Source organism: Phytoamicus setariae (assembly GCF_016722925.1).
GTDB classification, from domain to species: domain Bacteria; phylum Pseudomonadota; class Alphaproteobacteria; order Rhizobiales; family Rhizobiaceae; genus Rhizobium_E; species Rhizobium_E setariae.
This window is the reverse complement of the sequence record NZ_JAEQNC010000002.1, coordinates 279,234-304,507: the sequence shown is the minus strand read 5'-3', so window position 1 is coordinate 304,507 and position 25,274 is coordinate 279,234. Positions and strand designations below refer to the sequence as shown.

At 59.9% G+C, this 25,274-nt stretch carries 24 protein-coding genes; 11 read left to right on the top strand and 13 right to left on the bottom strand.

Annotation, left to right across the window (positions count from 1 at the left end):
* Positions 1–4: 4 nt before the first annotated feature.
* From rpsR to JJB09_RS04135, 5 genes are all read left to right on the top strand, one after another.
* Positions 5–253: a 30S ribosomal protein S18 gene (rpsR, locus tag JJB09_RS04155; protein WP_201653538.1), complete on the top strand. Its 249-nt coding sequence runs from the start codon at positions 5–7 to the stop codon at positions 251–253.
* Positions 254–438: 185 nt separating this feature from the next.
* On the top strand, positions 439–1,413 hold the full coding sequence (locus tag JJB09_RS04150) for a DUF2232 domain-containing protein (protein WP_201653535.1): 975 nt from the start codon (positions 439–441) through the stop codon (positions 1,411–1,413).
* Positions 1,414–1,426: 13 nt separating this feature from the next.
* The gene (gene rplI, locus JJB09_RS04145; protein ID WP_201653532.1) at positions 1,427–2,002 is read left to right on the top strand and encodes a 50S ribosomal protein L9; all 576 of its coding nucleotides are present in this window, start codon (positions 1,427–1,429) and stop codon (positions 2,000–2,002) included.
* A gap of 256 nt (positions 2,003–2,258) precedes the next feature.
* Positions 2,259–3,536, top strand: a complete 1,278-nt coding sequence (locus tag JJB09_RS04140) for a cyclopropane fatty acid synthase (protein WP_425523684.1) — start codon at positions 2,259–2,261, stop codon at positions 3,534–3,536.
* A gap of 231 nt (positions 3,537–3,767) precedes the next feature.
* Entirely contained in the window at positions 3,768–5,267 is a 1,500-nt protein-coding gene (locus tag JJB09_RS04135; protein ID WP_201653527.1) for a replicative DNA helicase, read from the top strand.
* Between the two features lie 45 nt (positions 5,268–5,312).
* Here the strand turns inward: JJB09_RS04135 and JJB09_RS04130 are convergent, their stop codons facing one another.
* The 3 genes from JJB09_RS04130 to JJB09_RS04120 all read right to left on the bottom strand — a co-directional run bounded on the left by JJB09_RS04130 (position 5,313) and on the right by JJB09_RS04120 (position 7,240).
* Complete coding sequence (locus JJB09_RS04130; protein WP_201653524.1) at positions 5,313–5,615, bottom strand: AzlD family protein; 303 nt, start codon at positions 5,613–5,615, stop codon at positions 5,313–5,315.
* Entirely contained in the window at positions 5,612–6,307 is a 696-nt protein-coding gene (locus JJB09_RS04125; protein ID WP_201653521.1) for an AzlC family ABC transporter permease, read from the bottom strand. The genes JJB09_RS04130 and JJB09_RS04125 overlap by 4 nt, the downstream gene beginning before the upstream one ends.
* A 72-nt stretch (positions 6,308–6,379) precedes the next feature.
* The gene (locus JJB09_RS04120; RefSeq protein ID WP_201653518.1) at positions 6,380–7,240 is read right to left on the bottom strand and encodes an AraC family transcriptional regulator; all 861 of its coding nucleotides are present in this window, start codon (positions 7,238–7,240) and stop codon (positions 6,380–6,382) included.
* A gap of 149 nt (positions 7,241–7,389) precedes the next feature.
* Here JJB09_RS04120 and JJB09_RS04115 point away from each other — a divergent pair, with 149 nt between their 5' ends.
* The 4 genes from JJB09_RS04115 to pssA all read left to right on the top strand — a co-directional run bounded on the left by JJB09_RS04115 (position 7,390) and on the right by pssA (position 9,627).
* A complete protein-coding gene (locus tag JJB09_RS04115; RefSeq protein ID WP_201653515.1) occupies positions 7,390–7,617 on the top strand; it encodes a type II toxin-antitoxin system CcdA family antitoxin in 228 nt (75 codons plus the stop codon).
* Positions 7,617–7,916, top strand: coding sequence for a CcdB family protein (locus JJB09_RS04110; protein ID WP_201653512.1), 300 nt, complete (start codon positions 7,617–7,619; stop codon positions 7,914–7,916). The genes JJB09_RS04115 and JJB09_RS04110 overlap by 1 nt, the downstream gene beginning before the upstream one ends.
* 124 nt (positions 7,917–8,040) lie before the next feature.
* Positions 8,041–8,739 (top strand): phosphatidylserine decarboxylase, encoded by a 699-nt coding sequence (locus JJB09_RS04105; protein WP_201653509.1) that lies wholly within the window; start codon positions 8,041–8,043, stop codon positions 8,737–8,739.
* Between the two features lie 18 nt (positions 8,740–8,757).
* Entirely contained in the window at positions 8,758–9,627 is an 870-nt protein-coding gene (pssA, locus tag JJB09_RS04100; protein ID WP_201653506.1) for a CDP-diacylglycerol--serine O-phosphatidyltransferase, read from the top strand.
* Here pssA and JJB09_RS04095 read toward each other — a convergent pair.
* The 8 genes from JJB09_RS04095 to JJB09_RS04060 form a co-directional block, all read right to left on the bottom strand.
* Entirely contained in the window at positions 9,619–11,757 is a 2,139-nt protein-coding gene (locus JJB09_RS04095) for an AMP-binding protein (protein WP_343228980.1), read from the bottom strand. The genes pssA and JJB09_RS04095 overlap by 9 nt on opposite strands.
* Positions 11,758–11,867: 110 nt before the next feature.
* The gene (locus JJB09_RS04090) at positions 11,868–12,602 is read right to left on the bottom strand and encodes an SDR family NAD(P)-dependent oxidoreductase (protein WP_201653502.1); all 735 of its coding nucleotides are present in this window, start codon (positions 12,600–12,602) and stop codon (positions 11,868–11,870) included.
* 11 nt (positions 12,603–12,613) lie between these two features.
* Positions 12,614–14,092, bottom strand: a complete 1,479-nt coding sequence (gene purF, locus JJB09_RS04085; protein ID WP_201653499.1) for an amidophosphoribosyltransferase — start codon at positions 14,090–14,092, stop codon at positions 12,614–12,616.
* A gap of 48 nt (positions 14,093–14,140) precedes the next feature.
* Positions 14,141–14,758, bottom strand: coding sequence for a CvpA family protein (locus JJB09_RS04080; protein WP_201653496.1), 618 nt, complete (start codon positions 14,756–14,758; stop codon positions 14,141–14,143).
* A 93-nt stretch (positions 14,759–14,851) separates the two neighbouring features.
* Positions 14,852–16,255: a DNA repair protein RadA gene (radA, locus tag JJB09_RS04075; RefSeq protein WP_201653493.1), complete on the bottom strand. Its 1,404-nt coding sequence runs from the start codon at positions 16,253–16,255 to the stop codon at positions 14,852–14,854.
* A 244-nt stretch (positions 16,256–16,499) separates the two neighbouring features.
* The gene (locus JJB09_RS04070) at positions 16,500–16,646 is read right to left on the bottom strand and encodes a DUF1127 domain-containing protein (RefSeq protein WP_201653490.1); all 147 of its coding nucleotides are present in this window, start codon (positions 16,644–16,646) and stop codon (positions 16,500–16,502) included.
* Between the two features lie 384 nt (positions 16,647–17,030).
* Positions 17,031–18,920, bottom strand: coding sequence for an ABCB family ABC transporter ATP-binding protein/permease (locus JJB09_RS04065; protein WP_201653487.1), 1,890 nt, complete (start codon positions 18,918–18,920; stop codon positions 17,031–17,033).
* A 106-nt stretch (positions 18,921–19,026) separates the two neighbouring features.
* The gene (locus JJB09_RS04060; protein WP_201653484.1) at positions 19,027–21,258 is read right to left on the bottom strand and encodes a LysM peptidoglycan-binding domain-containing protein; all 2,232 of its coding nucleotides are present in this window, start codon (positions 21,256–21,258) and stop codon (positions 19,027–19,029) included.
* Positions 21,259–21,417: 159 nt separating this feature from the next.
* Between JJB09_RS04060 and JJB09_RS04055 the strand changes: the two genes are divergently transcribed.
* A complete protein-coding gene (locus tag JJB09_RS04055; RefSeq protein ID WP_201653481.1) occupies positions 21,418–22,029 on the top strand; it encodes an LOG family protein in 612 nt (203 codons plus the stop codon).
* Between the two features lie 12 nt (positions 22,030–22,041).
* On the opposite strand, the gene rarD is transcribed toward JJB09_RS04055, so the two are convergent.
* Positions 22,042–22,965: an EamA family transporter RarD gene (gene rarD, locus JJB09_RS04050; RefSeq protein WP_201653478.1), complete on the bottom strand. Its 924-nt coding sequence runs from the start codon at positions 22,963–22,965 to the stop codon at positions 22,042–22,044.
* Between the two features lie 108 nt (positions 22,966–23,073).
* Positions 23,074–23,979 (bottom strand): LysR family transcriptional regulator, encoded by a 906-nt coding sequence (locus JJB09_RS04045; protein WP_201654168.1) that lies wholly within the window; start codon positions 23,977–23,979, stop codon positions 23,074–23,076.
* Between the two features lie 103 nt (positions 23,980–24,082).
* Between JJB09_RS04045 and JJB09_RS04040 the strand changes: the two genes are divergently transcribed.
* Positions 24,083–25,255 carry an MFS transporter gene (locus JJB09_RS04040; RefSeq protein WP_201653475.1) on the top strand — a complete coding sequence of 391 codons (1,173 nt, stop codon included), beginning with the start codon at positions 24,083–24,085 and terminating at the stop codon, positions 25,253–25,255.
* Positions 25,256–25,274 lie beyond the last annotated feature (19 nt).

The window sequence follows — 25,274 nt, the reverse complement described above, 5'->3', positions numbered from 1 at the left end:
CAAAATGGCTGACACCTCTTCCGCTCCGGCACGTCGCCCGTTCCATCGCCGTCGCAAGACCTGCCCGTTCTCGGGCCAGAACGCGCCGCGCATCGATTACAAGGACGTCAAGCTCCTGTCGCGCTACATTTCCGAGCGTGGCAAGATCGTTCCGTCCCGCATCACTGCCGTCTCGCAGAAGAAGCAGCGCGAACTGGCTCAGGCCATCAAGCGCGCCCGCTTCCTCGGCCTGCTGCCTTACGTCGTAGCGTAAGGCACGCCAGCGGAGCTTGACTCTGCGGCAAGCTGACTCTGGGGAAGGCGTATGCGCCTTCCCTTCTCCCTTCCGCGATGGGCGCGGATCGGAAACCCAAAATCCCATGTTGGGGACCTGAGACGTAAGTTCAGGAAACTCCCCTAACTGCCTCATTCGATTGAATGGACAGGACAGCGAGACCGATGAACGCACCGAAAAATCCGATCCTGATCGGCATCATTGCCGGATTGGCGTCCGCCATTTTGTTGGCGGCGGCGGGCTATGCGTCGCTTTTCGGCGTCATCCTGATCATCGCGGCCCTGGCTTCGGTCTTCATTGCCGGCCTCGGTTACGGCCTTGCCTCTTCTCTGGCTGCCGTTGCTGCTGCGGCTATTGCCACGGCCATTGTCTATTCGAACCCGATGAGCTTCGTGTCGATGGGCCTGATGCTGTTTCCAGCCGTGGTGATGAGCTATCTCGCCAATCTCGCGCGGCCCGCCACAGAATTGGGCGGCCCCGACACAGCCATGGCCTGGTATCCGCTCTCCGATATCCTGCTGGCCGCCGCCATATTGACCGCGATCGCGACTGCGGTGACCCTGCTGCTGAACTCCGATATCGACGCCATTTACGGAATTCTGGCCGACACCGCTCTGGGCATGGTGCAGGAAATCAATCCGGAGCTTCCCGCTGGCAGCGTCACCAAGGAACAGCTTGTCGGCGTTTTCCAGATCGCACTGCCGCTCCTGCAGAGCCTGCAAATGGTGATCGCACTGTTTGCCGGGTTCTATGTCGCTGTTCGCATTCTCACCGCAGCCGGCCACAGCGCTCGGCCCCGCGAAGACGTGCGCGTCAGCTTGCGGATGAACCGCCTGTCGATCGGCGTGTTCATGGGCGGTATCCTCCTGATGTTCGGCGGCGCAAAGATCGAGGTGATCGGCGCTGCCCTGGCCGGTGCTGCCGCAGGCGGCTACCTGCTGTCGGGCTTCGCCATTATCCACAACGCATTGCGCGACAAAGGCTGGCGGATGCCTGGGCTGATCCTGCTCTACCTGCTGACACTCATGCTGCCGATTATCCCCGTCCTGCTCGTCATAGCAGGCGGTCTCGCCAATCCGCGCCGGGCGATCGCCCTGACGCCGACCAAACAAACCCCAACTCCAACCAATCACCCCTGAAAGGACAACTCCAATGCAAGTCATTCTCCTTGAGCGTGTCAACAAGCTTGGCCAGATGGGCGAAACCGTAAAGGTTCGCGACGGCTACGCACGTAACTTCCTTCTGCCGATGGGCAAGGCGCTGCGCGCCAACGCCGCCAACAAGGCCCGTTTCGAATCCGAGCGTGCGACGCTTGAAGCCCGCAACCTCGAGCGCAAGAGCGAAGCCCAGAAGATCGCCGACAAGCTCGACGGCAAGACCTTCGTCATCATCCGTTCCGCTGGCGAAACCGGCCAGCTCTACGGTTCGGTCGCCGCTCGGGATATCGTTGATTCGCTGTCTGCCGAAGGCTTCCTGATCGGCCGCAACCAGATCGACCTGAACACCCCGATCAAGACGATCGGCCTGCACACCGTCGAACTGCACCTGCATGCGGAAGTCGTGGTCAATGTTGCGTTCAACGTTGCCCGCTCGGCCGACGAAGCCGCTCGCCAGGCAAAGGGCGAAAGCCTGACGTCGGCAGACGCGATCTACGGCGTCGACGAAGACGCTCTGAAGCCGGAAGATTTCTTCGATCCGAACTCGGTCGAAGACGAAGACGAAATCTGATTTTTCGTCGGGTTTCCCGACGCACATTTCAGACCGACGCCTCCTGCCAACCGCAGGGGGCGTTTTTTTGTGCCATTAACCATAAAATCCGTTTTTTTATCAATTGTGATTTCACTGACATAAAACCTTCTTTCATCTGGTTGAAAAACACTTTCTTTTTGCTAAGTTTACCAAACATTAACATTTCGTAACGTGCTGCCTGACGGCGTCGCGATGCCGTTTAGCCAGCAAGCCAAGTGCGTGTGGTGCTGACATGTTGAACGCGATAATGGACCGCTTTATTTCCACGATCATCCGCCGCGGCAATCTTGCCGTGACCTTTGCAAACGGCAAGGTCAAACGATACGGCGACGCGACCGGAAGCCCGATTCACATTCGCTTCAACACCAACACGGCCCAGCGGCAGATCCTTACCAACCCGGAATACTACCTTGGCCATTGCTATGGCGAAGGCTCGCTCGATATCATCGAAGGGGATATGTACGGGTTGCTCGAAGCCATTTACACCGGCAATCCGGATGGTGAGTTCGAATTCAAGCCTTGGATGAAGGCGCTAGCAGCCGTCCGCTACCGGTTCCGCCACTTCCGGGAAAACAATGTCACCACGCGGGCGCGCGCCAACGTGCAGCATCACTACGACCTTACCGGTGCACTCTACGACCTTTTCCTCGACAGCGATCGACAATATTCCTGCGCCTATTTCGAGACGCCGGATGCCGATCTCGAACAGGCCCAGCTTGCCAAGAAGCGTCATATCGCCGCCAAGATGGTGATGAGCCGCCCGGGACTGTCGGTACTCGATATCGGTTGCGGCTGGGGCGGCATGGCCATCTACCTTGCCCGCTTCCTCGGCGCCAAGGTCAAGGGCGTAACGCTCTCCGACGAGCAATTGGCCGTTGCCCAGAAGCGTGCGCAGGACGGTGGCTTCAAGGACAAGATTCGATTCGAATTGCAGGATTACCGGCATGTCGAGGAGCAGTTCGACCGGATCGTTTCCGTCGGCATGTTCGAGCATGTCGGCCGGCCATTCTACGACCAGTATTTCCAGCAGTCGGCAAAGCTGCTGAAAAAGGACGGCGTGATGCTGATGCACACGATCGGCCGTACCGACACGCCTACGGCGACCAATCCCTTCATCGAGAAGTATATTTTTCCCGGCGGCTACATCCCTGCCCTTTCCGAAGTGATGCCGGCCATCGAGCGCGCCGGACTGAGGGTCACCGATATCGAGATCCTGCGGCTGCACTACGCGGAAACATTAAAGGCCTGGCGCGCGCGTTTCATGGCTCGCCGGGAGGAAGCAAAAGCGCTCTACGACGAAAAATTCTGCCGGATCTGGGAGTTCTATCTGGCTTCATCGGAAAGCGCCTTCCGCTGGCAGAACCTGGTGATTTTCCAGTTCCAGCTCGCTCATGACCTGCACGCTGTCCCGCTGACGCGAGACTATATCCAGACCGCCGAGAATTGCCTGAAGAACATCGAGCAGAAGCAGGGCGCGGGCGCCACATCGTTTCCACACGCGGCGGCAGAATAGCGTGCCCAATTGATAGCGAAAGATGGCCTGCTCTTTTGACGCAGGCCGTTTTGTTCTATTTTTACCTCAGTCGAATCATTTCGCACTGAACGTGGCTGAATGTTATCCACGCCCCGTTCAATCCTGTGGACATCGGTAAGAGTTAACGGCTTGGCAACAATCGTCTGCGCAAAGACCGTGGCCGCGCTATAGGATCGGCATCACAATACAGACCGTTGACAGGCAGGACCTATGAAGGACGCAGCGCGTAAACTGAGCGCCATCAGCAATACGGACGCAACACCGCACTATCGCGAAGCGCCCAACAATATCGAAGCTGAACAGGCCTTGCTTGGCGCAATGCTTGTCAACAACGACGCGTTTTATCGAGTGTCGGACTTCCTCAAGCCAATTCATTTCCACGAAGGGCTGCATCGGCGCATCTTCGAGGTTGCGGGCGACATCATCCGCATGGGCAAGACCGCCAATCCGGTCACGATCAAGACCTTCCTCCCCTCCGACGAGAAAGTCGGAGACATGACGGTCGCTCAGTACCTGGCGCGACTCGCCACCGATGCGGTTTCGATCATCAATGCCGAGGATTATGGAAGGGCGATCTACGATTTGGCGCTGCGTCGCTCGCTGATTACCATCGGCGAAGACATGGTCAATATCGCGTTTGACGCGCCGCTCGACATGCCGCCACAAACACAGATCGAGGATACCGAGCGCCGGTTGTTCGAACTTGCCGAAACCGGCCGCTACGACGGCGGCTTCCAGTCTTTCGCCGATGCCGTCGCGCAGGCGATCGACATGGCAGGCGCAGCCTTCGAGCGGGACGGAAATCTGTCAGGCATATCCACGGGCATCATGGCGCTCGATGCCAAGATGGGCGGCTTGCAGCGGTCGGACTTGATCGTACTCGCCGGACGCCCCGGCATGGGCAAGACCTCGCTTGCCACCAACATTGCCTACAATATCGCCGCGGCCTACGAGCCGGAAATCTTGCCTGATGGTTCGTTCAAGGCCAAGAATGGCGGCGTCGTCGGCTTCTATTCGCTGGAAATGTCCGGCGAGCAGCTCGCCACCCGCATCATCTCCGAACAGACGGAGGTCTCCTCCTCCAAGATTCGCCGCGGCGACATCACCGAGGCCGATTTCGAAAAGCTGGTCGGCTGCTCGCAGATGATGCAGAAGATCCCGCTGTTCATCGACCAGACCGGCGGTATCTCGATTGCCCAGCTTGCGGCCCGCGCCCGCCGCCTGAAGCGCCAGCGCGGCCTTGACGTCCTGGTCATCGACTACATCCAGCTGATGACCGGCTCGAAGAAGTCAGGTGAAAACCGCGTGCAGGAAATCACCGAAATCACCACGGGGCTGAAAGCGCTCGGCAAGGAACTCGCTGTGCCCATCATCGCGCTTTCACAGCTGTCGCGTCAGGTGGAAAGCCGCGAAGACAAACGGCCGCAGCTCTCCGACCTCAGAGAATCGGGCTCGATCGAGCAGGACGCCGACGTCGTCATGTTCGTGTTCCGTGAGGAATACTATGTGAAGAACCTCGAGCCGCGCGATCCCGACGATCCGAAATATGCCGAGTGGGAACAGGAGTTCGACAAGGTCAAGGGTACGGCGGACGTCATCATCGCCAAGCAGCGTCACGGACCGACTGGTACCGTCAAGCTCGCCTTCCAGTCGGAATTCACCCGGTTTACCGACCTCGCCGATCCGAGCTTCAACCAGTACGAACATTGACCTGACATCACGCCGCAATTGCGGCGTGACTTCATTTCAGGGGTTTCACAATCCCACCGCCCTCAGCGCAACCACCGACAGCACGCCGATCACCACGCAGGCCAGCAATGGCAGCCTCAGCGCGGCGAGTGCCGTGACTGCGCAGGCGATGGTTTCCGCCCAACCCGTGGCGAGCGCAGTCGGTGCGATGACGGCCATCAGCACCGCCGGCGGGATGGCATCAAGCGCCTCGCGCGCCTGCGGCCCAATCGTGAGAAAGCGCAACAGGAAGGCGCCCGAAACACGGGTCAGTGCCGTGGCTGCCGCCATCGCCAGGATGGCCAGAAACGTCTGGTAATCGAGGCTCATTGGGTCACCAGGCGTCTGAAGCTGCCGTTCAGGAGTGCGGCCAGAAGCCCTGCTGCGGCACCGGCTGCGATATACCATGCGCCCGGCACATGTTGATGAACCACGATGGCGGCGGCCGCACTCGCGATCAGCACCAAGCCCGTCGCCGGTCCTTTCCAGAAACTCATGACCAGCACGATGAAAACTGCGGGAAAGGCAAAGTCGAGCCCGATCACGGCGGGATCGCCGAGGAAGGCACCGATCAATGCGCCTATCAGGCTGCAGACGACCCAGTTCAGATAAAACGGCACGGACAGACCCGCCCAGAATGCGGGGGTGAGCTTGCGTTTTGCCGCCCGCGCCTCCGACATTGCCCAATTCTCGTCCGCCATCACCAGCATGCCCAGATATTTCTGCCAAGGTGCGAATGCCTGCATTCTCCGACCGATGGAAGCACCCATCAGCATATGGCGGATATTGACCAGCAGGGCGGCAAAGCCGAGCGCCGACCAGGATGCCGGATGGGTCCAGATGTCCATGGCGACGAATTGCGATCCGCCAGCGAATACCAACGCGCTCATTAGTGTCGCCTCAAGCGGCGATAGCCCTTTTGACGCTGCCACCGCGCCAAAAACCAGCCCGATCGGTACGGCTGCGACGAGAATGGGGGCTATGGTTTTCACACCATCGAAAAATTCGGTTCGCCAGGTCATGTTTCCTCCAGAAGAGGACAGGCTTTAGCGTAGCCCGTCATGACCGTCTTGAACAAAAGTGCTCTGCAGAAATCAACCGTTGCGGTATGCAGCCGGCGTAATGCCGGTGCGGGCCTTGAAGTTCCGGGTGAAATGCGCCTGATCGGCGAAACCGCAGCAAAGCGCGGTGTCTGACGGGGTCATGCCCGACCGCAGCATTCGACGCGCCTGACGGATCCGGATATCGGTCTGGAACGCATGCGGTGTGATGAAATACTCTTTGCGAAAGGCGCGGATCAGATGCGCCCGGCTGAGGCCGGAAATCTCCGACAGCCTTTCCAGCCCGACGTCTTCCTGAAAATTGTCGGCGAGATAGTCTCTCGCACGTCGCAATCCGGTGCGGTCGATCGATTTCGGCGGCGCGATAATGACGCTTCCATACCGGGCAAACATCGAAGCGAGCACGCGGAACATGCCCACCTCCGCTTCCAGCGGATCGCATCCGGCCTCCATGGCCCGGTGGGCGAAGTGAAAGGCGCGCGCCAACTCCTGATCGTGCAGGAGCTGCCTTGAGAAGCTTGGAACACCGTGAAATGTCTTGCCCTTCACATCTTCGAGAATGCTCGTGAAGAGTTCGACATCCGGATAGATCATCCGATAGCGATAGCCCTCCGCCGCACCTGGCGTCCCGTCGTGGATTTCTCCCGGATTGAGGAGATAGAGCGCGCCGGGGCCGGTATATTCCCGTGCGCCACGGATGCTGGCAATCTGACACCCCGCCTCGATGGCGCCGATCGAAAATGTATCATGGGCATGCGGCGCGAATTCGTGGGTGATGAAGGTCGCGCTCATGCATTCCATGTTCCGGAAGCGTCTGTCCCTCCAGAAACTGGTCTTTTCCGCTGTCGTTACAGGCATGGCGTCGGTCGCCTGCCGTTGAGAGACACTGTGCATCACTCACGCTTAGCAAATGTCACGGCAATCGTCTTGAACAAAAATGCTGTACCATGCTGCTGTCGCTTGCCGTAGCGACCGAAGGGATGCCTTGGCATTTCCAAGTGATATGCGTATATTCATGCGCATATTATGCAAGGAGTTGTTCGATGGCATTGGAACGCAAGCCTGCCAATCTCAGCATCGATAGCGGCCTGCTGGAAGAAGCAAAGCAACTGAAGATCAACATTTCACGCGCGGCGGAGCAGGGTGTTCTGGACGCTGTCCGCAAGGAAAGAGAGCGTGTCTGGAAGCTGGAGAATGCCGAGGCGATCGCCTCGCTGAACGAGCATTTCGAAAAGGAAGGCCTGCCGTTTCCTGAATACCGAGGGTTTTGATGGCCCAGTACGATGTGTATCGGCGGCCTAGTAGCGCGCATTTGCTACTCGACGTACAAAGCCGACTGCTTGACGAGCTATTGACACGTGCCTGTATTCCCCTCCAGCTGAAAACAGCGTTTCTCAAGCCTGCCCCCCATCTAAACCCCGAATTCGAGTTGGAGGGCTTAAGCTACGTATTGATGACGCATTACATAGTGTCCGTTCCCGCGCGAGATTTGCGATCTCCGATCGCCAATCTCAAGAACGACGACATCAAGATTACCCGCGCACTCGACATGCTTTACCATGGTTTCTGACCCTTAGCCGCCATTATCCCCATGCGATGCCTGTCTTGAGGAACCGATCACATCGAACATGGTTGAAGCCCGCACTATTTCGCGGTAGGCCGTGTGCAACAAAAAACAAGGAGAAATCGGATCCATGAGCCTCGTTCATACGATCAAGAGCACATTTGTACCGATCCATCGGGAAGGCCACAAATTCATCCTCGCCTTCTTCGTCGCATCCGTCATCCTCGGCTTTCTCTGGATGCCGCTGTTCTGGGTCGGCATGGTTCTGACAGCCTGGTGCACCTACTTCTTTCGCGACCCCGAGCGCATGGTCCCGCAACAGGACGATTGGGCCATCAGCCCCGCCGATGGCAGGGTCTCGCTGATCGCCATGACCGTACCGCCAGCCGAAATGGCGCTTGGTAACGAACCGATGCTGAAGATCTCAGTGTTCATGAATGTCTTCAATTGCCATGTGAACCGGGCCCCGATGCGCGGAGAGATCGAAAGCATCGTCTATCGCGAGGGCAGGTTCCTTAGCGCCGATCTCGACAAGGCGAGCGAAGAGAATGAACGCAACGGGCTGGTGATCGCCACCGAACGCGGCCGTATTGGCGTTGTGCAGGTGGCCGGCCTCGTGGCGCGCCGTATCGTCTGCTGGTCGACGCCGCGCGCCTCGCTTGTGGCCGGCGAACGTTTCGGCCTGATCCGCTTCGGCTCGCGGCTCGACGTCTACCTGCCGGATGGCTTTACGCCCCGCGTAACCGTCGGGCAGACTGCGATTGCCGGTGAAACCATCCTGGCCGAATATGACGCCGACAAGGGACCCGTGCTCAGCCGCCGCCTCTGAGCCAGAAAGAACAGAACCATGGACAGCGCCGCAACGCCCCCGGAAATGCACGACAAGGACGACAACGCCCGAGGGCCGCGCCTGCGCGAAATCCCGCTCAGGATGCTCGTCCCCAACCTGATCACGGTGCTCGCCATCTGCGCCGGCCTCTCCGGCATCCGCCTGGCCTTCGAGGGACGCTACGAGCTCGCCGTGTCCATGGTGCTGCTGGCAGCCTTTCTGGATGGTATCGATGGCCGTGTCGCCCGGATGATGCGGGCGACCTCGAATTTCGGCGTGCAGATGGATTCACTCGCCGATATCATCAATTTCGGCGTCGCACCCGCGCTGGTGCTCTACGTCTATGTGCTGGACCAGGCCCGCTCCATCGGCTGGATCGCAGCGCTGATCTATGCGATCGCGGCGGGGCTCAGGCTCGCACGCTTCAACGTGATGACCGACCGTCCGAACAAGCCGAAATGGCTGTCGGAATATTTCGTCGGCGTTCCGGCCCCCGCTGGCGCGCTTCTGGTCCTGCTGCCGGTCTATGGCGGATTTCTCGGGCTCGAAATGACGCGCACCTTCGGTTATATCTCGGCCGCGTACACCGTCGGTATAGGCTATTTGCTTGTCTCGCGTATTCCTGTCTGGTCCGGCAAGGCACAGGGCGTAATCCGGCGCGAGAATGCGCTTCCCTTCCTGCTCGTTGCCGTTCTCTATGTCGCCCTGCTGATGAGCTACACTTGGGAAGTGCTGGCCGTAACCTCGGTACTCTATCTGTGCACGCTCCCCTTCGGCGCTCGCCACTGGCAGAAGAAGTATGGCAACCTGCCGTCGTCAGAAACCGATGTCGAGGAAGGCATCATCCCTGACGTCAAACCCACCGCCGATGACGACCGTTCACATTGACGGCAACGCGGAGACCAGCCTCGCAGTTTCCGCATAGTTGACCTTGCCGCTGCCAAGCACCGGGATCTCGGCGACATGCACGATGTCGTCAGGCAGCATCAACTCGCTGGCGCCATAGCGCTTCGAGTAGGCGATCAATTCCTGGCGCTGTGCTGGCTGCTGGGTGGTGACGAGCACAATCCGCTCGCCACGCCGCGTATCGGGAACAGAAATCACCGCGTGCCGGCCTTCCGGCCACAATTTCTGCACCATGATCTCGACTGCGCCGAGTGAGACCATTTCTCCGGCGATCTTTGCAAACCGCTTTACCCGTCCCCTGATGGTGATGAATCCGCGCTCGTCGACCGAGACGATGTCACCGGTATCGTGCCACTTGCCGCCGATTGGCTGGAGCGCACCGGGAGCATCAGCCAGCATATAGCCTTGCATGACGTTGGGCCCGGCGATGAACAAGCGGCCAGCGCCCTCGATCCCCTCCACCGGCTCGAGCCGCATTTCCATGCCTGGCAGCAGGCGCCCAACCGAACCGTCCTTGGAGAAGCATGAAGAATTGACCGCGACGACGGGGGAGGCTTCGGTCATGCCGTAACCTTCGACGATCTCGGCCGTGAAGCGCTCCCGGAATATCTTGCGCGTCTCGGGCTTCACCGCTTCGGCGCCCGCCACAATCAGCCTGACGCTGTCGAAATCACCGTCCTTGGCCGCTCGACCATAACCCATCAGGAATGTGTCGGTGCCGAACATCACCGTGGGCTTGGCCTTTCTCGCCACCGACGGGACCAGCTTGTAGTGCAGCGGCGACGGATAGAGAAACAGCCTTATCCCGTAGAGCAGCGGCAGAACCATTCCACCCAGAATGCCGAAAGAATGAAACAACGGCAGGACGTTGAACAGGCTGTCGACCGGAGAAATGTCGACCCGGCATTCGGCCTGGGCTGCATTGGCGATCAGGTTGCGCGACGACAGCACCACCCCCTTCGGCATCCCTTCGGAACCGGACGTGAAGAGAATGACGGCCGCATCTTCCGCCTGCGTTGGTGTGACGGGTTTGCGCCGATGCAGCCATGCGCGGACTTTCTCGATGAAGTCGATGTCCTTGCGGATGTCTTCGAGATAAACCAGCGAGGTGCCATTTTCGGTCATGCTCCGCACCAGTTCCTCGAGCCCGGCTTTCTCGACAAAGGCCCGCGAACTTATGACAATCCGGATCGCGGCTATATTGATAGCCGAGACCACGGCGCCAGGGCCTGCCGTATAATTCAGAAGTGCGGCCGGCCGGCCGGCGGAAAGCAGCCCAACCGTCGTGAGAACCACACCGTTGGAATTGGGCAACAGCACGCCCATTGCTTCCCCCTTCCGGGACAGGGCAGCAAAACGTGTCGCCAGCAATCGGGCGCCGACGAGCAACTGGCTGTAGGATAGCTTGCCCCCGAGCGCGTCCTCCAGCATCTGGCGTGACGCACCGAATTGCCGCGCCGCACCACTCAGCGCCTCGAACAACGTCTGGGAAAGATTGACCGAACGAAACTTTGCCGAAGCCATCCCATCGAGGAGCTGATCGACCAGATGGCTATCATTGGAATCGCCCAGGACATAGGCCGGTGCAGCGGTAACCAAGATCTGCGGCAGCAGGCTGCGCGGCGCCCTGTTCCGGTCCCACAGCGAGAAGAGTGATGTGCGCGTGCCCCGAACAAAAATCGGAAGAATGCGCGCGCCGGTGTCTCGAAAAACTACTCCGGCCCGGTTCAGGAGTTCCAGAACCTCGGCGCTTGGTTCCACCTCTTTCGGCCCATAGAGGCAGACGCGGCCGCGCCCAGCCAGCACGGACTTGATCAGAGTCAGGTATTGCGCGGGGTTGTCGTCCAATCGAACATGAAACGTTCCGAGCGGCAGAAAGGTCTTGAGAAGCCTCCGATCAAGGCGCGATTGCGTCGAAACAAGATAGACGATCGGACCCTTCAGGTCGGCAGCTTGTTCGAAGCCGTGATAACGGACGCCATAGACGAAGCGGAAAAAGGTGTAGCCCAGCGCCTGAGTATAGGTAAGGCCGGTAACGGACTTCTGGCGCATTGCCGAGACAGCCCATGCGACGATCGCCGCACCGATGACGGCCAGTATCGCATTTACCACGTTGTTCCTCCTTCATGCCTTCTCAATCGGCAATCTGGCAGAAAACGAATTCGCATAGAAGAGTTGCAGCCAAACAAACCTGTTGGCTGCTTAACACGATGTCGGAAAAACTAGGGCTGCGTATATTCGGCGAAACGCTGCTCACGCACGAGGTAGAGCTTGCCGGTTTCGTTCATGTCTGGCCCGGCCAGCCCCGCAATGACCCGAGCAACCTCGTGTGGATGCGGCAGCGTTTCCGGATCTTCGCCCGGATAGGCTTGCGCACGCATTGCGGTCCGCGTACCGCCCGGATCGACGCTGATGACCTTGAGCGGCAGGCGTTCGATTTCGTTAGCCCAGGTGCGGGCCAAAGCCTCTACGGCAGCTTTCGAGGCTGAATACGGACCCCAGAACGGCTTGCATCTGTGGGCCAGACTGGAGGTGAGGATCAACGCCCTGCCCTGATCGGATTTCTGCAACAGCGGATCAAGCGAACGGATCAGGCGCCACGTTGCCGTCACGTTGACGGTCATCACCTTCTCGAAAACCTTGGCTTCGACATGGCCAATCGGCGAGATCGTACCGAGCACGCCGGCATTTGCGACCAGAATGTCGAGCTTTCCCCAACGTTCAAAAATAGCTCCGCCAAGCGCGTCAATGGCATTCATGTCAGCCAGATCGAAGGGAACCAGCGTCGCGCTGCCCCCAAGCGCCTTGATCGAATCGTCAAGGTCCTCAAGACCACCAACCGTACGTGCACAGGCGATAACATGCGCTCCGGCGCGGGCAAGCTCAAGTGCTGTGAAATAGCCGATGCCGCGCGAGGCGCCGGTTACAACCGCGATGCGGCCAGAGAGATCAAGCATTCGGTAATCCGTTATCCATTCGAGGCAAGAAGGTCGAGCGTACGCATGGTGGAAAAGCCCTGCTGGTCTGTCAACTGGGTCGGGTACTCGCCAGTGAAGCAGGCATCGCAGAATTGCGGACAGCTGTTGTTGCGCGAAGGCTCGTTGACGGCCCTGTAAAGGCCATCGATTGTCAGGAAGCCGAGGGAATCCACCTTGATGTAGTTTGCCATCTCCTCGATGGACATACGCGAGGCGAGCAGCTTGGACTTCTCAGGCGTGTCGACCCCGTAGTAGCACGAAGACATGGTCGGTGGCGACGCGATGCGCATATGCACTTCCTTGGCGCCAGCATCCCTCACCAGTTGCACGATCTTTTGCGACGTCGTGCCGCGAACGATCGAGTCGTCGACCAGCACAACGCGCTTGCCTTCGATGGTGCGGCGGTTGGGATTGTGCTTGAGCTTGACGCCCATATGCCGGATCGAGGCCGTCGGCTGGATGAAGGTGCGGCCGACATAGTGATTGCGGATAATGCCGAGTTCAAACGGCAGTCCGGATTCCTGGGCAAATCCGATCGCTGCCGGGACGCCGGAATCCGGAACCGGGACGATGACATCTGCGTCGACCGGGCATTCGCGCGCCAGCTCGATGCCGATCTGCTTGCGGGCTTCATAGACGTTGCGACCATCCAGTACGGAATCGGGACGGGCGAAATAGACATATTCGAAAATGCAGAAGCGCGGGCTCGGCTTTTCGAACGGGAACGAGCTTTCGATGCCCTTATCGGTGATCGAGACGACTTCGCCCGGCTTGATGTCACGCACGAAGCGCGCGCCGATGATGTCGAGCGCGCAGGTTTCCGAAGCAAGGATGTAGGCGCCGTCGAGATCGCCCAGCACCAGAGGCCGGATACCCAGCGGATCACGAGCGCCGATCATCTTCTTCTGCGACAGCCCGACCAGCGAATATGCGCCTTCGAGCTGGCCGATCGCGTCGATGAACTTGGCCAGCATATCCTCTTCCTTGCTCATCGCAATGAGGTGGAGGATCGTTTCGGTGTCGGAGGTCGATTGAAAAATCGCGCCTCGGCGCTGCAGATCATTTTGCAGTGTCAGGGCATTGGTGATGTTACCGTTATGCGCGACCGCAAAGCCGCCGCCGGCAAGTTCGGCGAAGAACGGCTGAACATTGCGAAGACCCGCGCCGCCCGTCGTAGCATAGCGGACATGGCCGATGGCGCGGGAGCCGGGAATGCGCTCGAGAACCGCCGGCTTGGTAAACGTATCGCCCACCAGCCCGACATGCCGCTCGACGCGAAACTGTTTGCCGTCATAGGAAACGATCCCCGCCGCCTCCTGTCCGCGATGCTGCAGGGCGTGAAGGCCCAGCGTAACAACAGCTCCCGCATCCGGTTTGCCATAAATGCCGAAAACGCCGCATTCGTCGCGGAATGCGTCGGCTTCGTTCTCGTCAGTGTCGACTTCCTGAGAAACGCTAAGATCAGTCAATGTCACGGCCTTTGGCTCGTTGGGGATACAGCCCGGAGATCCGGGACGCTACTGCTGCGGCGGCGTGGCGGTGTCTTCCGCCGGCGTCGCCGCATCGTTCGCACCATCGGCAGGCGGCGTCACTGCACCGTCCACCGGATTGGCATCATTCATCTTCTCTTCGATCTTCTTCCTCAGAAGCGCCGCGATATCTTCCGGCAGCGCCGCCTTCAGCTTCTCCCCGAGATCGTCGAGAAACGGCTTGGACTTTGCCTGCGCAATCCAAGCCGGATGGTTTGCTGGCGGCACCCATTCATTGAAGAACTGGACGGCCACCACAAGGATCAGAATACCGCGCGCCGCGCCAAAGATAAAGCCAAGTGTACGATCCAACGCACCGATTCGGCTGTCGATGATCATGTCGGCAATGCGCATGGTGATATAGGATATGACGATCAGCGCGATCAGGAAGATCACTGCGGCCGAAGCGATAACGGCAAACTTGTCCTCGGCGATGAAGTTCTTCGCATAGGGCACGCCGAGCGGGTAGAGCTTGTAGGCCGCATAGGCGGAGCCAAACCAGCTTACGACGGAAAGTACCTCGCGGGAAAAACCGCGAACCATGGCAAGAACAGCAGAAAAGAGAACAACACCAAGTACGATACCGTCAAAACCAGTAATGGGCATATATCTTTCTCCAATACGGCGAGACCGTCGCTCTGCCGTCATTCCGACGAGCCGCGGCACCATATAGCACCGCGCGCCCTTGAAACAAAAGCCTCAATCCTCGTCGGTTGAGGCCTGCCCCACAGGTTTCGAGCCCGCAATCCGCACAACCAGATCCATAAGACCCTCGATCGAGTTCCAACTGCCGGCCGTGGCCTTGGATAGTTCGGCCGAGCCGGAAGGCAAGACCGCTCTCTGGAAACCCAATTTCTCGGCTTCTTTAAGGCGAAGCCCTGTGTGACTCACAGGCCGTACCGCACCAGACAGGCTGATTTCGCCGAAATAGACGCAATCATGCGGAAGAGCAAGACCGGCAAGCGATGAAACCAGCGCAGCGGCGATGGCAATATCGGCTGCTGGCTCGGAAATCCGGTATCCACCGGCAACGTTGAGGTAGACGTCGTGGTTGCCGAGTCGCACCCGGCAATGCGCTTCGAGCACGGCCAGGATCATCGCCAGCCGACTGGAATCCCAACCTACGACCGCGCGGCGCGGCGTACCGAGCGAGGTCGGCGCCACCAGTGCCTGAACCTCGACGAGAACCGGCCGCGTGCCCTCGATGCCGGCAAACACCGCCGCACCCGGTGCCTTGGCGTTGCGCTCGCCGAGAAACAGCTCGGACGGATTGGCCACTTCGCGCAGGCCGCTGTCGGACATTTCAAAAACGCCGATCTCGTCGGTTGGACCGAAGCGGTTCTTGACCGTGCGCATGATCCGGTAATGGTGGCCGCGATCGCCTTCGAAATAGAGCACTGCATCGACCATGTGCTCGACCACGCGCGGACCGGCAATCTGGCCGTCCTTGGTGACATGGCCGACGAGCACCACCGTGGCCCCCGTGGTCTTGGCAAACCGGATCATTGCCTGCACGCCGACCCTGACCTGGGTGACGGTACCGGGTGCAGCATCCGCCACGTCGCTCCAGAGCGTCTGGATCGAATCGATGATGACCAGATCCGGCCGAGGTCCATCGGCAAGCGTCGCCAGGATATCCTCGACATTGGTTTCGGCGGCCAGCAGCACGCCGGTGTCGGCGGAATTCAGCCGCTGGGCGCGCAGCCTGACCTGCGCGACCGCCTCTTCGCCCGAAACATAGATGACCCGGTTGCCGCGCCGCGCCAGCGCCGCCGCTGCCTGCATCAGCAAAGTCGACTTGCCGATGCCGGGGTCGCCGCCGATCAGCAGCGCCGAGCCGCGCACGAAACCACCACCCGTGACACGATCCAGTTCGGCTATGCCGCTTTCGATGCGCGGAGCATCCTCGATCTCGCCCGACAACGTTGTCAGGGCCACAGCCCTGCCCTTCTTCGGAGCCTTGGCAGGACCGCCGCCGATGCCGCCGGTCGGGTCTTCCTCGATGATGGTGTTCCAGGCGCCGCAGCCGTCGCATTTGCCCACCCAACGGGAATGCACGGTGCCGCAATTCTGGCAGATAAACTGGGTTTTGGATTTGGCCATGATCGGCTGATTGCCCTTCAGGATTCGCGCTTGATGTCCTTCCAAATCACATAGCGAAAAGAGAACAAACAGGCAACCCCGACAAACTTGCCTTCTAATGTGCAGGAGAACAGGTTTGCTTGAAGGGCAAGGAGCCAGATTACCTCGAAATATGAAAGTCCGGCTGAACCGGGACTATCGTGTCAAGCGAGAATCAAAACGCCCGCCATGTGGGCGGGCGCCAGAATGCTGTTGTGCGAGGCAGTCAGCGCGTTGCGGTAGTCCGCGCAAAAGCGTGGATTTCATCCCGCGTAATGCCGATATCCTGCAGTGCGCGTCGATCCAGACGACCGAGTTCGGCCACAGTACGGCGATATGCGATCCAATTGTTGACACTACGTACGACGCTCATGACGATCCCCTTTCCCGGGTTCATTTGACGTCGGCGACTGCATTGCTATCCCGGCGTCTTCGATACCCCTGATATGGAGAGCCGGGCGCGATATAGCAGTGGCAAAACCCTCACGACACCCATGCGTTTAACGCATAGCTTCGATACTAGCCACGGCAGAACTGAAATTGACATCAGCGAAAGACCATTGCCCGATACATCTCCGTGCAAGGTCTGAGTAAAGCTCTTAGGCCGCGGCAGCCTGAAAAGCCGGCTGCGCGAAGATGATGACGTCGCAGTGATCGATGGCAAGGTATTTGCCGATCCTGGCGGACTGCACAACGTCCAGGGGCGCCCTCATCCGAGAGCGCCCCTGGCAAACACACAGATGACTGATCCGAGCAATTACTCCGCGGCTGGAACGCCGCGCGTCACAACGCCAAGATCGTCGGTCTCGCGCACCTTCTTGAGCGTCTCCTCGGCCTGTGTCGCCTCCAATTGACGGTTCCACATGGAGGCATAGAGGCCGTTGCGTGCGAGCAGATCCTGATGCTTGCCGCGCTCGGCAATGCCGCCGTCCTTGAGAACGATAATCTCGTCGGCACCGACAACCGTCGACAGGCGGTGGGCGATGACCAGCGTGGTGCGGTTCTTCGACACTTCGTCGAGAGCTGACTGGATTTCCTGTTCGGTATGGGTATCGAGCGCCGAGGTCGCCTCATCGAGGATCAGGATCGGCGGCGATTTGAGAATGGTGCGGGCAATCGCCACGCGCTGCTTTTCGCCACCCGACAGCTTCAGGCCGCGTTCGCCGACCATGGCCTTGTAGCCTTCGGGCAGCGACTTGATGAAGTGTCCGACCTGGGCGATGTCGGCGGCGCGCTCGACCTCTTCCTGTGACGCCGACGGCCGGCCATAGCGAATGTTATAAGCGATCGTGTCGTTGAACAGCACCGTGTCCTGCGGCACCATGCCGATGGCGGCGCGCAGCGACGTCTGCGTCACCTCGCGCACATCCTGGCCGTCGATGGTGATCGTACCCTGCTGCACGTCGTAGAACCGGTAGAGCAGCCGGGAGATCGTCGACTTGCCGGCACCCGACGGCCCGACCACGGCGACAGTATGGCCGGCGGGAACATCGAAGGAGATGCCCTTGAGGATCTGCCGGGCGGGATCATAGGCAAAATGCACGTTGTTGAAGGAAATCGCACCATTGGCGACCGCGAGCGGCCTGGCATTCGGCGAGTCTTCGATCTCCGCATCGACTTCGAGCAGATCGAACATCGATTCGATATCCGTCAGACCCTGACGAATTTCGCGATAGACGAAGCCGATGAAGTTGAGCGGGATTGCAAGCTGGATCAGCATGGCGTTGATAAAGACGAAATCACCAATAGTCTGTTCCCCGCGCTGCACCGCAAGACCCGACATCACCATCATGATCAGCGTACCAATCCCGAAAATCACCGCCTGACCGAAATTGAGCCAACCGAGCGACGTCCAGACCTGGGTCGCTGACTTTTCATAGCGCGCCATGGATGAATCGAAGCGCTTGGCCTCCATATCCTCGTTGCCGAAATACTTGACGGTCTCGAAGTTGAGCAGCGAATCGATCGCCTTGGTGTTGGCGTCGGTGTCGGAATCGTTCATCGCCCGGCGGATGTTGATGCGCCAGTCACTCGCCTTGACGGTAAACCAGATGTAGATCCATACGGTCACGGCGGTGACGAGGAGATAGGAAAGTCCGTAGCCCCACCAGAAGATCACGGCCGTCAGCAGAAATTCGATCAGCGTCGGGACCGAATTGAGGATGGTGAAACGGACAATCGTCTCAATGCCCTTGGTGCCGCGCTCGATAACCCGCGACAGCCCGCCGGTACGGCGCTCGAGATGGAAGCGCAGGGACAGCTTGTGCAGGTGCACGAAGGTCTTGTAGGCGAGCTGACGGACCGCATACTGCCCGACCGAGGCAAACAGCGCGTCGCGCAACTGGTTGAGGCCGGCCTGTGCTATGCGCGCAATGTTATAGGAAACGACCAGCGCAATCGCGCCCGCCATGAACAAGGGCAGAATGCCTTGCGCGTCGATCTTGCCGTTGAGCGCGTCGGTCGACCACTTGAAAAAGTATGGAACCAGCAGCAGCACAGCCTTGGCGATCAGCAGGAACAGCGTTGCCCAGACCACCCTCATCTTGAGATCGGGCCTGTCCGATGGCCACATATAGGGCCAGAGGTTGACGATCGTCTGCAGAGTCTTGCCGGATTCGGAGGAAACCGTTTTGTCTTTGCCCGCCATGTCTATGTCACCGCTTTAGAATGTGAATAGCGGCGACCCCATTGGAGCCGCCGCTTTAGATGCAAATAGGTCCGTGATCGGGATTCTACAACGCCCCGCGCTCGTTTTATTCCAGGCCAAGACGCTTGCGGTGCAATTCTTCCGCATTCACCAGTGGCTTGTCCGGAACATCGAATACCTGCCCAGGCAGGATGCGGTCCGGATCGGTGATCTGCTTTTCGTTGGCGAGGTAGATCGTCGTGTAACGCACTCCCTTGCCATAGACGCGACGCGAAATCTGCCAGAGCGTATCGCCGCGCCGGATAATGACCGAGGCCTCGCTCGGCTTGAGCGGCGCCTGCTCGATCACTTTGGGCTGGTCCGGTGAACCAGCGCCTTCGGCCGAAACTTCGGCATGCGCTGTCTGGCTGGCCGTATCGACCGCCGTAGTGCCGGCAGCTTCCTGCGTCGATCCGGCAACCTGACCGGACTGTGACGATTGCTGCGTGGCCGGCTTGTCGCTCGCAACGACATTGGTTGCGGCGTCCGGCTGCTTGGCATCGGCTGGCGCCGCAACAGCAGGCTTTTTCTGATCGGCAGCAGCAGTCTGCATAGACGGGGCAATCGCGGAGCTGACAGCATCGTCGATCTTGTCGAGCGCGGTCTTGACCGCTCCGGCATCCTTCGGCAACGACTTGAGCAGCGCCAGCGCCTTGTCGGCTTCGGCGGCCGTCTTGGCCGCGATATCCTTCGCCAGCTCGCCGGCATTGTCGGCAAGTTTGATCTGCGACAGGGTTTTCAAGGCAATTTCAGTTGAGGACCGAGCCGCGGCAAGTTCCTCTACAGTCGGCGTTTTGCCGTCCGCATAGAGATTCTTCAGCAGGGAAATCGCCTTGTCCGCCTCCAGCCGCGCCTTGTCATACGCACCATCTGCAAGCGGCTGCATTTCGAGACTACCGGGCGTGGTTGTGTCGCTCGCCACCGCAGCCAACTGATCGCCTTCGGGTCGGAAGAACGGCACCGATGCGCGGAACTCGACCCTGGCGCCATCCGCAGCAAGCACATCGGCGCGAATGGTATGATTGCCAACCGCAAGCGGCAATTTGTTGTCTGCGACGAAGCGGCCATTCTTGTCGGCGATTACCTCGGAAACAAGCTTGTCATCCGCATAGACCCGCACAGAGGCATTCGGCTTGGCAGCGCCCGCCACGAAGATCTTGTCGCCTTCGATCTCGACTGCACTCACCTGCACTTCAGGTGCGCCCTTATCAACCCTCGCTATCGCCGCCGATTCCAACTGTTCGGCCTCGCCGTTCTTCACTATCGGCGCAGAGTTGGCCAAGTCCCCGGAAGCGGCCGGGAGTTCCGGCGTCGCAGCTGAAGCTCCGGCATTATTGGTAACGGGCTCAGCAGGCAGGCTCTTGGCAACGTTCTCAGCCAGTTCGGACTCAGTCTTGGCCTTCGGCGTCGTCAGGATACGGGACGCTTCACCCGGCTTCGTCACCATGGCAAGAAGTTCGCCGCCCTTGTCCTTCGGCACGGAAACAGTGGCGATTTCCTCGGAAGTCAGTTTCTTGCCGTCCTTGGAGGTTGCTTCAAGCACAATCTGGTGATCGCCCGCACCGAGCGGGTTGTCGAGCACGGCGACGAAATCGCCAGTCGCCCCAGCCTCGGTCGACGCGATAACCTTGCCCGCGTCGAGAATGGCCAACCTGGCGCCCGGCTCAGCGGAGCCGGCAATCAACGTGGAACCATCCGGCTCGACACGCAACACATCAAAAGCCGGCAGCTTGGCACTCGCGGCATCATCCGGCTTGCCGGCCATCTCGCCGCCTTCGAACATCGAAGTCAGGCCAGACTTCATCCCGTCAAATGCTTTCCTGGCGCCGTCAGCATCGGTCGGCATCGCCTCAATGGCGGCGAGCGCCTTTTCTGCGCCAGACTGGGCCTTGGCGATCAATCCAACCATTGCAGCATCAGCACCTTCAGGCGCCTTGATCGTGCTGGCCTGTTTCAAGGTGGCGATAGCCTTGGCCTTGGCTGCGGTAATCTGTTCCGCAGTCGGCGCCAGGCCCGCATCGAACAGCCCCTGCAACTCTGCGGCAGCAGCCTCGGTATCCGCTTTCAGCCGGGCCATCTTTGCCAGCGTCTCGGTCTTGGCAGCGTCCGTCAGTGCCTGCGCCGTGTCCTTGGCCTTCCCAGCCGCATCCTCGGTTTGCACGGCTGCGTCGCCAGCCTTCTTTGCGAGCTCTTCGCCGGTCTTGTCGGCGCGCATTTGCGGCAGCACAACAAAGAACATCAGCAATGCTGCAGCGGCGACAACAAACAGTGCGACCCAGATGGCGCGGTTTTTCTTCATCATCTATCTCCGAGCGGCGAGATTCCGCCATTCCCCACCTTAGGTGCTATCGGTTTCCTGCTTTATTCTCAAGCGGTAGAGCCGTTTGCGCCCCATACAAACGGCACTTTTCCTTCATTTTTCTTGACTGTGCAGACGCAGCATAGTCATCTCGATCCCATGCAAGCAGATATTGTCCCGATTCGATCCATATGCGTCTACTGCGGTTCCCAGCCCGGTCGCGATCCGTCCTATATGGAAGCAGGCCGCGCGCTTGGCCGCTCCATCGCTGCACACGGGCTCAGGCTCGTCTATGGCGGGGGCACGCGCGGCATCATGGGCGCTGTCGCCTCGGGCGTGATGTCCAACGGCGGTAAGGTCACCGGAATTATACCAGAATTCCTGATGGACAAGGAAGCTTCCAGGCACTCGCTGTCAGAACTGACCGAACTTGTCGTTACCGAGGACATGCACCAGCGCAAGCACCGGATGTTTCAGGAGGCCGATGCCTTCGTTACGCTGCCGGGCGGCATCGGTACGCTGGAAGAAATCGTCGAGATCATGACCTGGGGCCAGCTTGGCCGCCACCGCAAGCCGATGGTGTTCGCCAACATCAACAATTTCTGGCGCCCGATGCTGGAACTTCTGGACCATATGTCCGAAGAGGGATTCATTCACACGGCCCACCTCGTCAAGCCGATGGTGATCGACGACATCGAGGCGATCGTTCCGGCCATCATCGCAGCCGGCAGTTCCGACGAAGGCGAGGAAACTGTCCTCTCCCGTATGTAAGCCCTGACCTGTTCAGGCTTTGGCGGGCCTGCGAAACAGCATCGGCAGCGAATAGACGGCCAGTGCGGCCCAGATCAGGCAAAACGCCACCAGCTTGGTGTTGCCGAACGGTTCATCGAACACGAAGACCGCAATGACGAAGACCATGGTCGGGGCGATGTATTGCATGATGCCGATGGTCGAGAGCTTCAGCCTTTTGGCACCATTGGCGTAGATCATCAGCGGCACCGCGGTCGCAACGCCCGAGAATAGCAACAGCCAGGTATCGTTGTTGGACAGCCCGGTGAGGAAATGACCGCTGCCGGTGGATTCCGCATAGATGATATAGGCAAGCGCCGGGATCGTCAGGATCAACACTTCCAGGAAGAATCCCTGATTGGGGCCGATCGGCAGCGTCTTGCGGAAATAGGCATAGAAGCCCCAACTGAAGGCGAGGCCAAGGGAGATCCACGGCAACCCGCCCGCATCATAGGCAAGGATCGCCACAGCGATCGCGGCCAGTCCAATGGCGATCATCTGCGGTCCCCGGAGCCGCTCGCCGAGCAGCAACGCGCCGATGACCACGGAAATCAGCGGATTGATGTAGTAGCCGAGCGCGCCTTCCAGGGCGTGGCCGGAGCCGATAGCATAAACATAGATCGACCAGTTGACGGTTACGAACGCCGCCGTGATGCAGGCCATACCCAACATCGCCGGGTTCATGATTGCCTTGCGGACATCCGCGGTGCGCCCGATGGCCACGAGCACCAAGCCGGCGATCGGCAGCGACCAGATGATCCGGTGCGCCACGACTTCGGCTGCGGGAATATGCCCAACTTCATGCAGATAAAGCGGCAGCACGCCCCAGAGCAGATAGGCCGTCAGGGCAAAGAGAAAGCCGGGCAGCGTATCTTCATTCGTGTTTGCGGGCTTTCCCGCTGAATCCGACGCAGCCATCGTTCAATCCTTCCGCTTTTTCAGCGGTGTATTTTAACAGGCGGGCACAGACCAATTCATTCCCAGAATGGGTTGATCAATGGAACGAAAGTGACCCCTGCGCAAATATCACGAAACCCTGCCGAACTCGGCGAGATAATCGAGCATCACGCGCATCCGCGCCGGCAGCTGGCCACCCTGGCCGACATAAACGGCATGGAATGCCTCCATCTCGGACATGATGCGATCCGGCAGGATTTCCACCAACCGCCCGGCCTCAATGTCGGCGCGCACACTGAATCCAGCCAACCGGGCCATGCCGACGCCTCCTATCGCCATGTAGCGCAACGCCTCGCCGTCGCTGGCCTGCACTTTCGACTTGGCGGAAATCGTCTCGGTTGCGCCGTCCTCCATCATCCGCCAGCCCTCGGACGCCCTGACATAACAGAAACCCAGCCTGTTGAGCCGGTTGACGTCGGCAATCGTGCGGGGATGCCCCATGCGGGCGAGATAGGCAGGTGAAGCCACGGTCATCAGTCGCGTTTCGCCCAGCTTGCGAGCCACCAGTGTGGAACTGGCAAGCTCGCCGGCGCGAATGGCGATATCGGCGCGCTCGGCCAACAGGTCGACAACCTTGTCGGTCTGGATGAGATCGACCGATATACCGGGATAGCGCGCCAGGAATTCCGCCAGGATCGGCGCCAGCACGTGGGTGCCGTAGGAAGCGCTGGTGTTGATGCGGATGCGCCCCACCGGCTGCTCGGCCGACGCAGCGCTACGTTCGGCCTCCTCGATATCGGCCAGGATGCGCAAGGCCTTCTGATGAAAGACCGCGCCTTCCGGCGTCAGCAGCAGTTTGCGCGTGGTGCGATTGATAAGCCGCGTGCCCAGTCGCGTCTCCAGTCGCCCGACCAGCTTGCTGACCGCCGACGGCGTCATGCGGAACTCGCGGGCCGCTGCGGAAAATCCGCCCCGCTCGATGACCCGGACGAAGACCTCCATCTCGCCGGACCGGTTGATGTCGATGCGTGCCATGGTGTGAATTGAACTCACAAATCCTTTTACTTCCGGCATTCTAGTTCACAGGCGCCAGACTGTCTATCTCAGCGGCATCAGAACCGTTTCCAAGAGAACCGACATGCCTCTCGCTCTTTATGCCCTCACCGCCGGTGCCTTTGGCATAGGCGTCACCGAATTCGTCATCATGGGATTGCTCATCGATGTCGGCCAGGACCTTCATGTCTCCATCGCCGCCGCCGGACTGCTGATCTCGGGCTATGCGCTCGGCGTCGTTGTCGGTGCACCGGTCTTGACTTCGATCACCAACCGCTGGCCGCGCAAGACCACGCTTCTCGGTCTGATGGCGATCTTCACGGCAGGCAACCTCGCTTGCGCGCTGGCCCCGACCTATGAATTGCTGATGGCCGCCCGCCTGCTAACCGCACTTGCCCACGGCACGTTCTTCGGTGTCGGCTCGGTCGTCGCCACCGGCCTCGTCGCCCCCGACAAGAAGGCCTCGGCAATCGCGGTGATGTTTACCGGACTGACTGTTGCCAATATCCTCGGCGTGCCCGCCGGCACCTGGCTCGGCCAGCAATTCGGCTGGCGCACGACCTTCTGGGCGGTAACCGTGATCGGCCTCGTTGCCTTCGCCGTCATCGCCGCCCTGGTGCCGAAGGACAAGACAGCGCCCGAGGCCTCCGACTGGAGGGCCGATCTCAAGGCCATGGCTCGCCTGCCCGTTGTGCTCGGCCTTGCCATGACCGTGCTCGGCTACGCCGGCGTGTTTGCCGTCTTCACCTACATCGCACCCGTTCTGACCGAAATCACCGGCCTTTCCGATGCTAGCGTCTCGCCGATCCTGCTGGTGTTCGGCGGCGGGCTGGTGCTCGGAAATCTCGTCGGCGGCAAGCTTGCCGACCGCAACCTGACCGCCGCCGCCGTCGGTACGCTGACCGCCCTGACGATCACGCTCGGCCTGATGACCTTTGCGCTGCACGACAAGATCGCCGCGATCGTCTTTGTCGGCCTGCTGGGCGCCACCGCCTTTGCCACGGTCGCACCGCTGCAGGTCTGGGTGCTGCAGAAGGCGGAAGGCGCTGGCCAAAGCCTGGCCTCGAGCCTCAACATCGCCGCCTTCAATCTCGGCAACGCCATCGGCGCGTGGGTCGGCGGCATCACCATCGATCACGGCCCGGGCCTTGCCTACACGCCTGTCATCGCCATGATCTTCCCGCTCATTGCGCTGGGGCTCACCGCAATTGCCCTCCGCCTGGATAGCAGCCGGGCAGCCCGCACGGTCACGGCCTGATCTCCCCTCCCAAGAAAGG

Coding starts and splice junctions, on each gene's coding strand:
- JJB09_RS04120 (WP_201653518.1), bottom strand. CDS start 7,240: ATGCACAGTGTCTCTCAACGGCAGGCGACCGACGCCATGCCTGTAACG.
- JJB09_RS04135 (WP_201653527.1), top strand. CDS start 3,768: ATGAAGGACGCAGCGCGTAAACTGAGCGCCATCAGCAATACGGACGCA.
- JJB09_RS04070 (WP_201653490.1), bottom strand. CDS start 16,646: ATGAGCGTCGTACGTAGTGTCAACAATTGGATCGCATATCGCCGTACT.
- pssA (WP_201653506.1), top strand. CDS start 8,758: ATGGACAGCGCCGCAACGCCCCCGGAAATGCACGACAAGGACGACAAC.
- rarD (WP_201653478.1), bottom strand. CDS start 22,965: ATGGCTGCGTCGGATTCAGCGGGAAAGCCCGCAAACACGAATGAAGAT.
- rplI (WP_201653532.1), top strand. CDS start 1,427: ATGCAAGTCATTCTCCTTGAGCGTGTCAACAAGCTTGGCCAGATGGGC.
- JJB09_RS04115 (WP_201653515.1), top strand. CDS start 7,390: ATGGCATTGGAACGCAAGCCTGCCAATCTCAGCATCGATAGCGGCCTG.
- radA (WP_201653493.1), bottom strand. CDS start 16,255: ATGGCCAAATCCAAAACCCAGTTTATCTGCCAGAATTGCGGCACCGTG.
- JJB09_RS04040 (WP_201653475.1), top strand. CDS start 24,083: ATGCCTCTCGCTCTTTATGCCCTCACCGCCGGTGCCTTTGGCATAGGC.
- JJB09_RS04055 (WP_201653481.1), top strand. CDS start 21,418: ATGCAAGCAGATATTGTCCCGATTCGATCCATATGCGTCTACTGCGGT.
- JJB09_RS04080 (WP_201653496.1), bottom strand. CDS start 14,758: ATGCCCATTACTGGTTTTGACGGTATCGTACTTGGTGTTGTTCTCTTT.
- JJB09_RS04060 (WP_201653484.1), bottom strand. CDS start 21,258: ATGAAGAAAAACCGCGCCATCTGGGTCGCACTGTTTGTTGTCGCCGCT.
- JJB09_RS04105 (WP_201653509.1), top strand. CDS start 8,041: ATGAGCCTCGTTCATACGATCAAGAGCACATTTGTACCGATCCATCGG.
- JJB09_RS04110 (WP_201653512.1), top strand. CDS start 7,617: ATGGCCCAGTACGATGTGTATCGGCGGCCTAGTAGCGCGCATTTGCTA.
- rpsR (WP_201653538.1), top strand. CDS start 5: ATGGCTGACACCTCTTCCGCTCCGGCACGTCGCCCGTTCCATCGCCGT.
- JJB09_RS04150 (WP_201653535.1), top strand. CDS start 439: ATGAACGCACCGAAAAATCCGATCCTGATCGGCATCATTGCCGGATTG.
- JJB09_RS04045 (WP_201654168.1), bottom strand. CDS start 23,979: ATGGCACGCATCGACATCAACCGGTCCGGCGAGATGGAGGTCTTCGTC.
- JJB09_RS04090 (WP_201653502.1), bottom strand. CDS start 12,602: ATGCTTGATCTCTCTGGCCGCATCGCGGTTGTAACCGGCGCCTCGCGC.
- JJB09_RS04125 (WP_201653521.1), bottom strand. CDS start 6,307: ATGACCTGGCGAACCGAATTTTTCGATGGTGTGAAAACCATAGCCCCC.
- JJB09_RS04065 (WP_201653487.1), bottom strand. CDS start 18,920: ATGGCGGGCAAAGACAAAACGGTTTCCTCCGAATCCGGCAAGACTCTG.
- JJB09_RS04130 (WP_201653524.1), bottom strand. CDS start 5,615: ATGAGCCTCGATTACCAGACGTTTCTGGCCATCCTGGCGATGGCGGCA.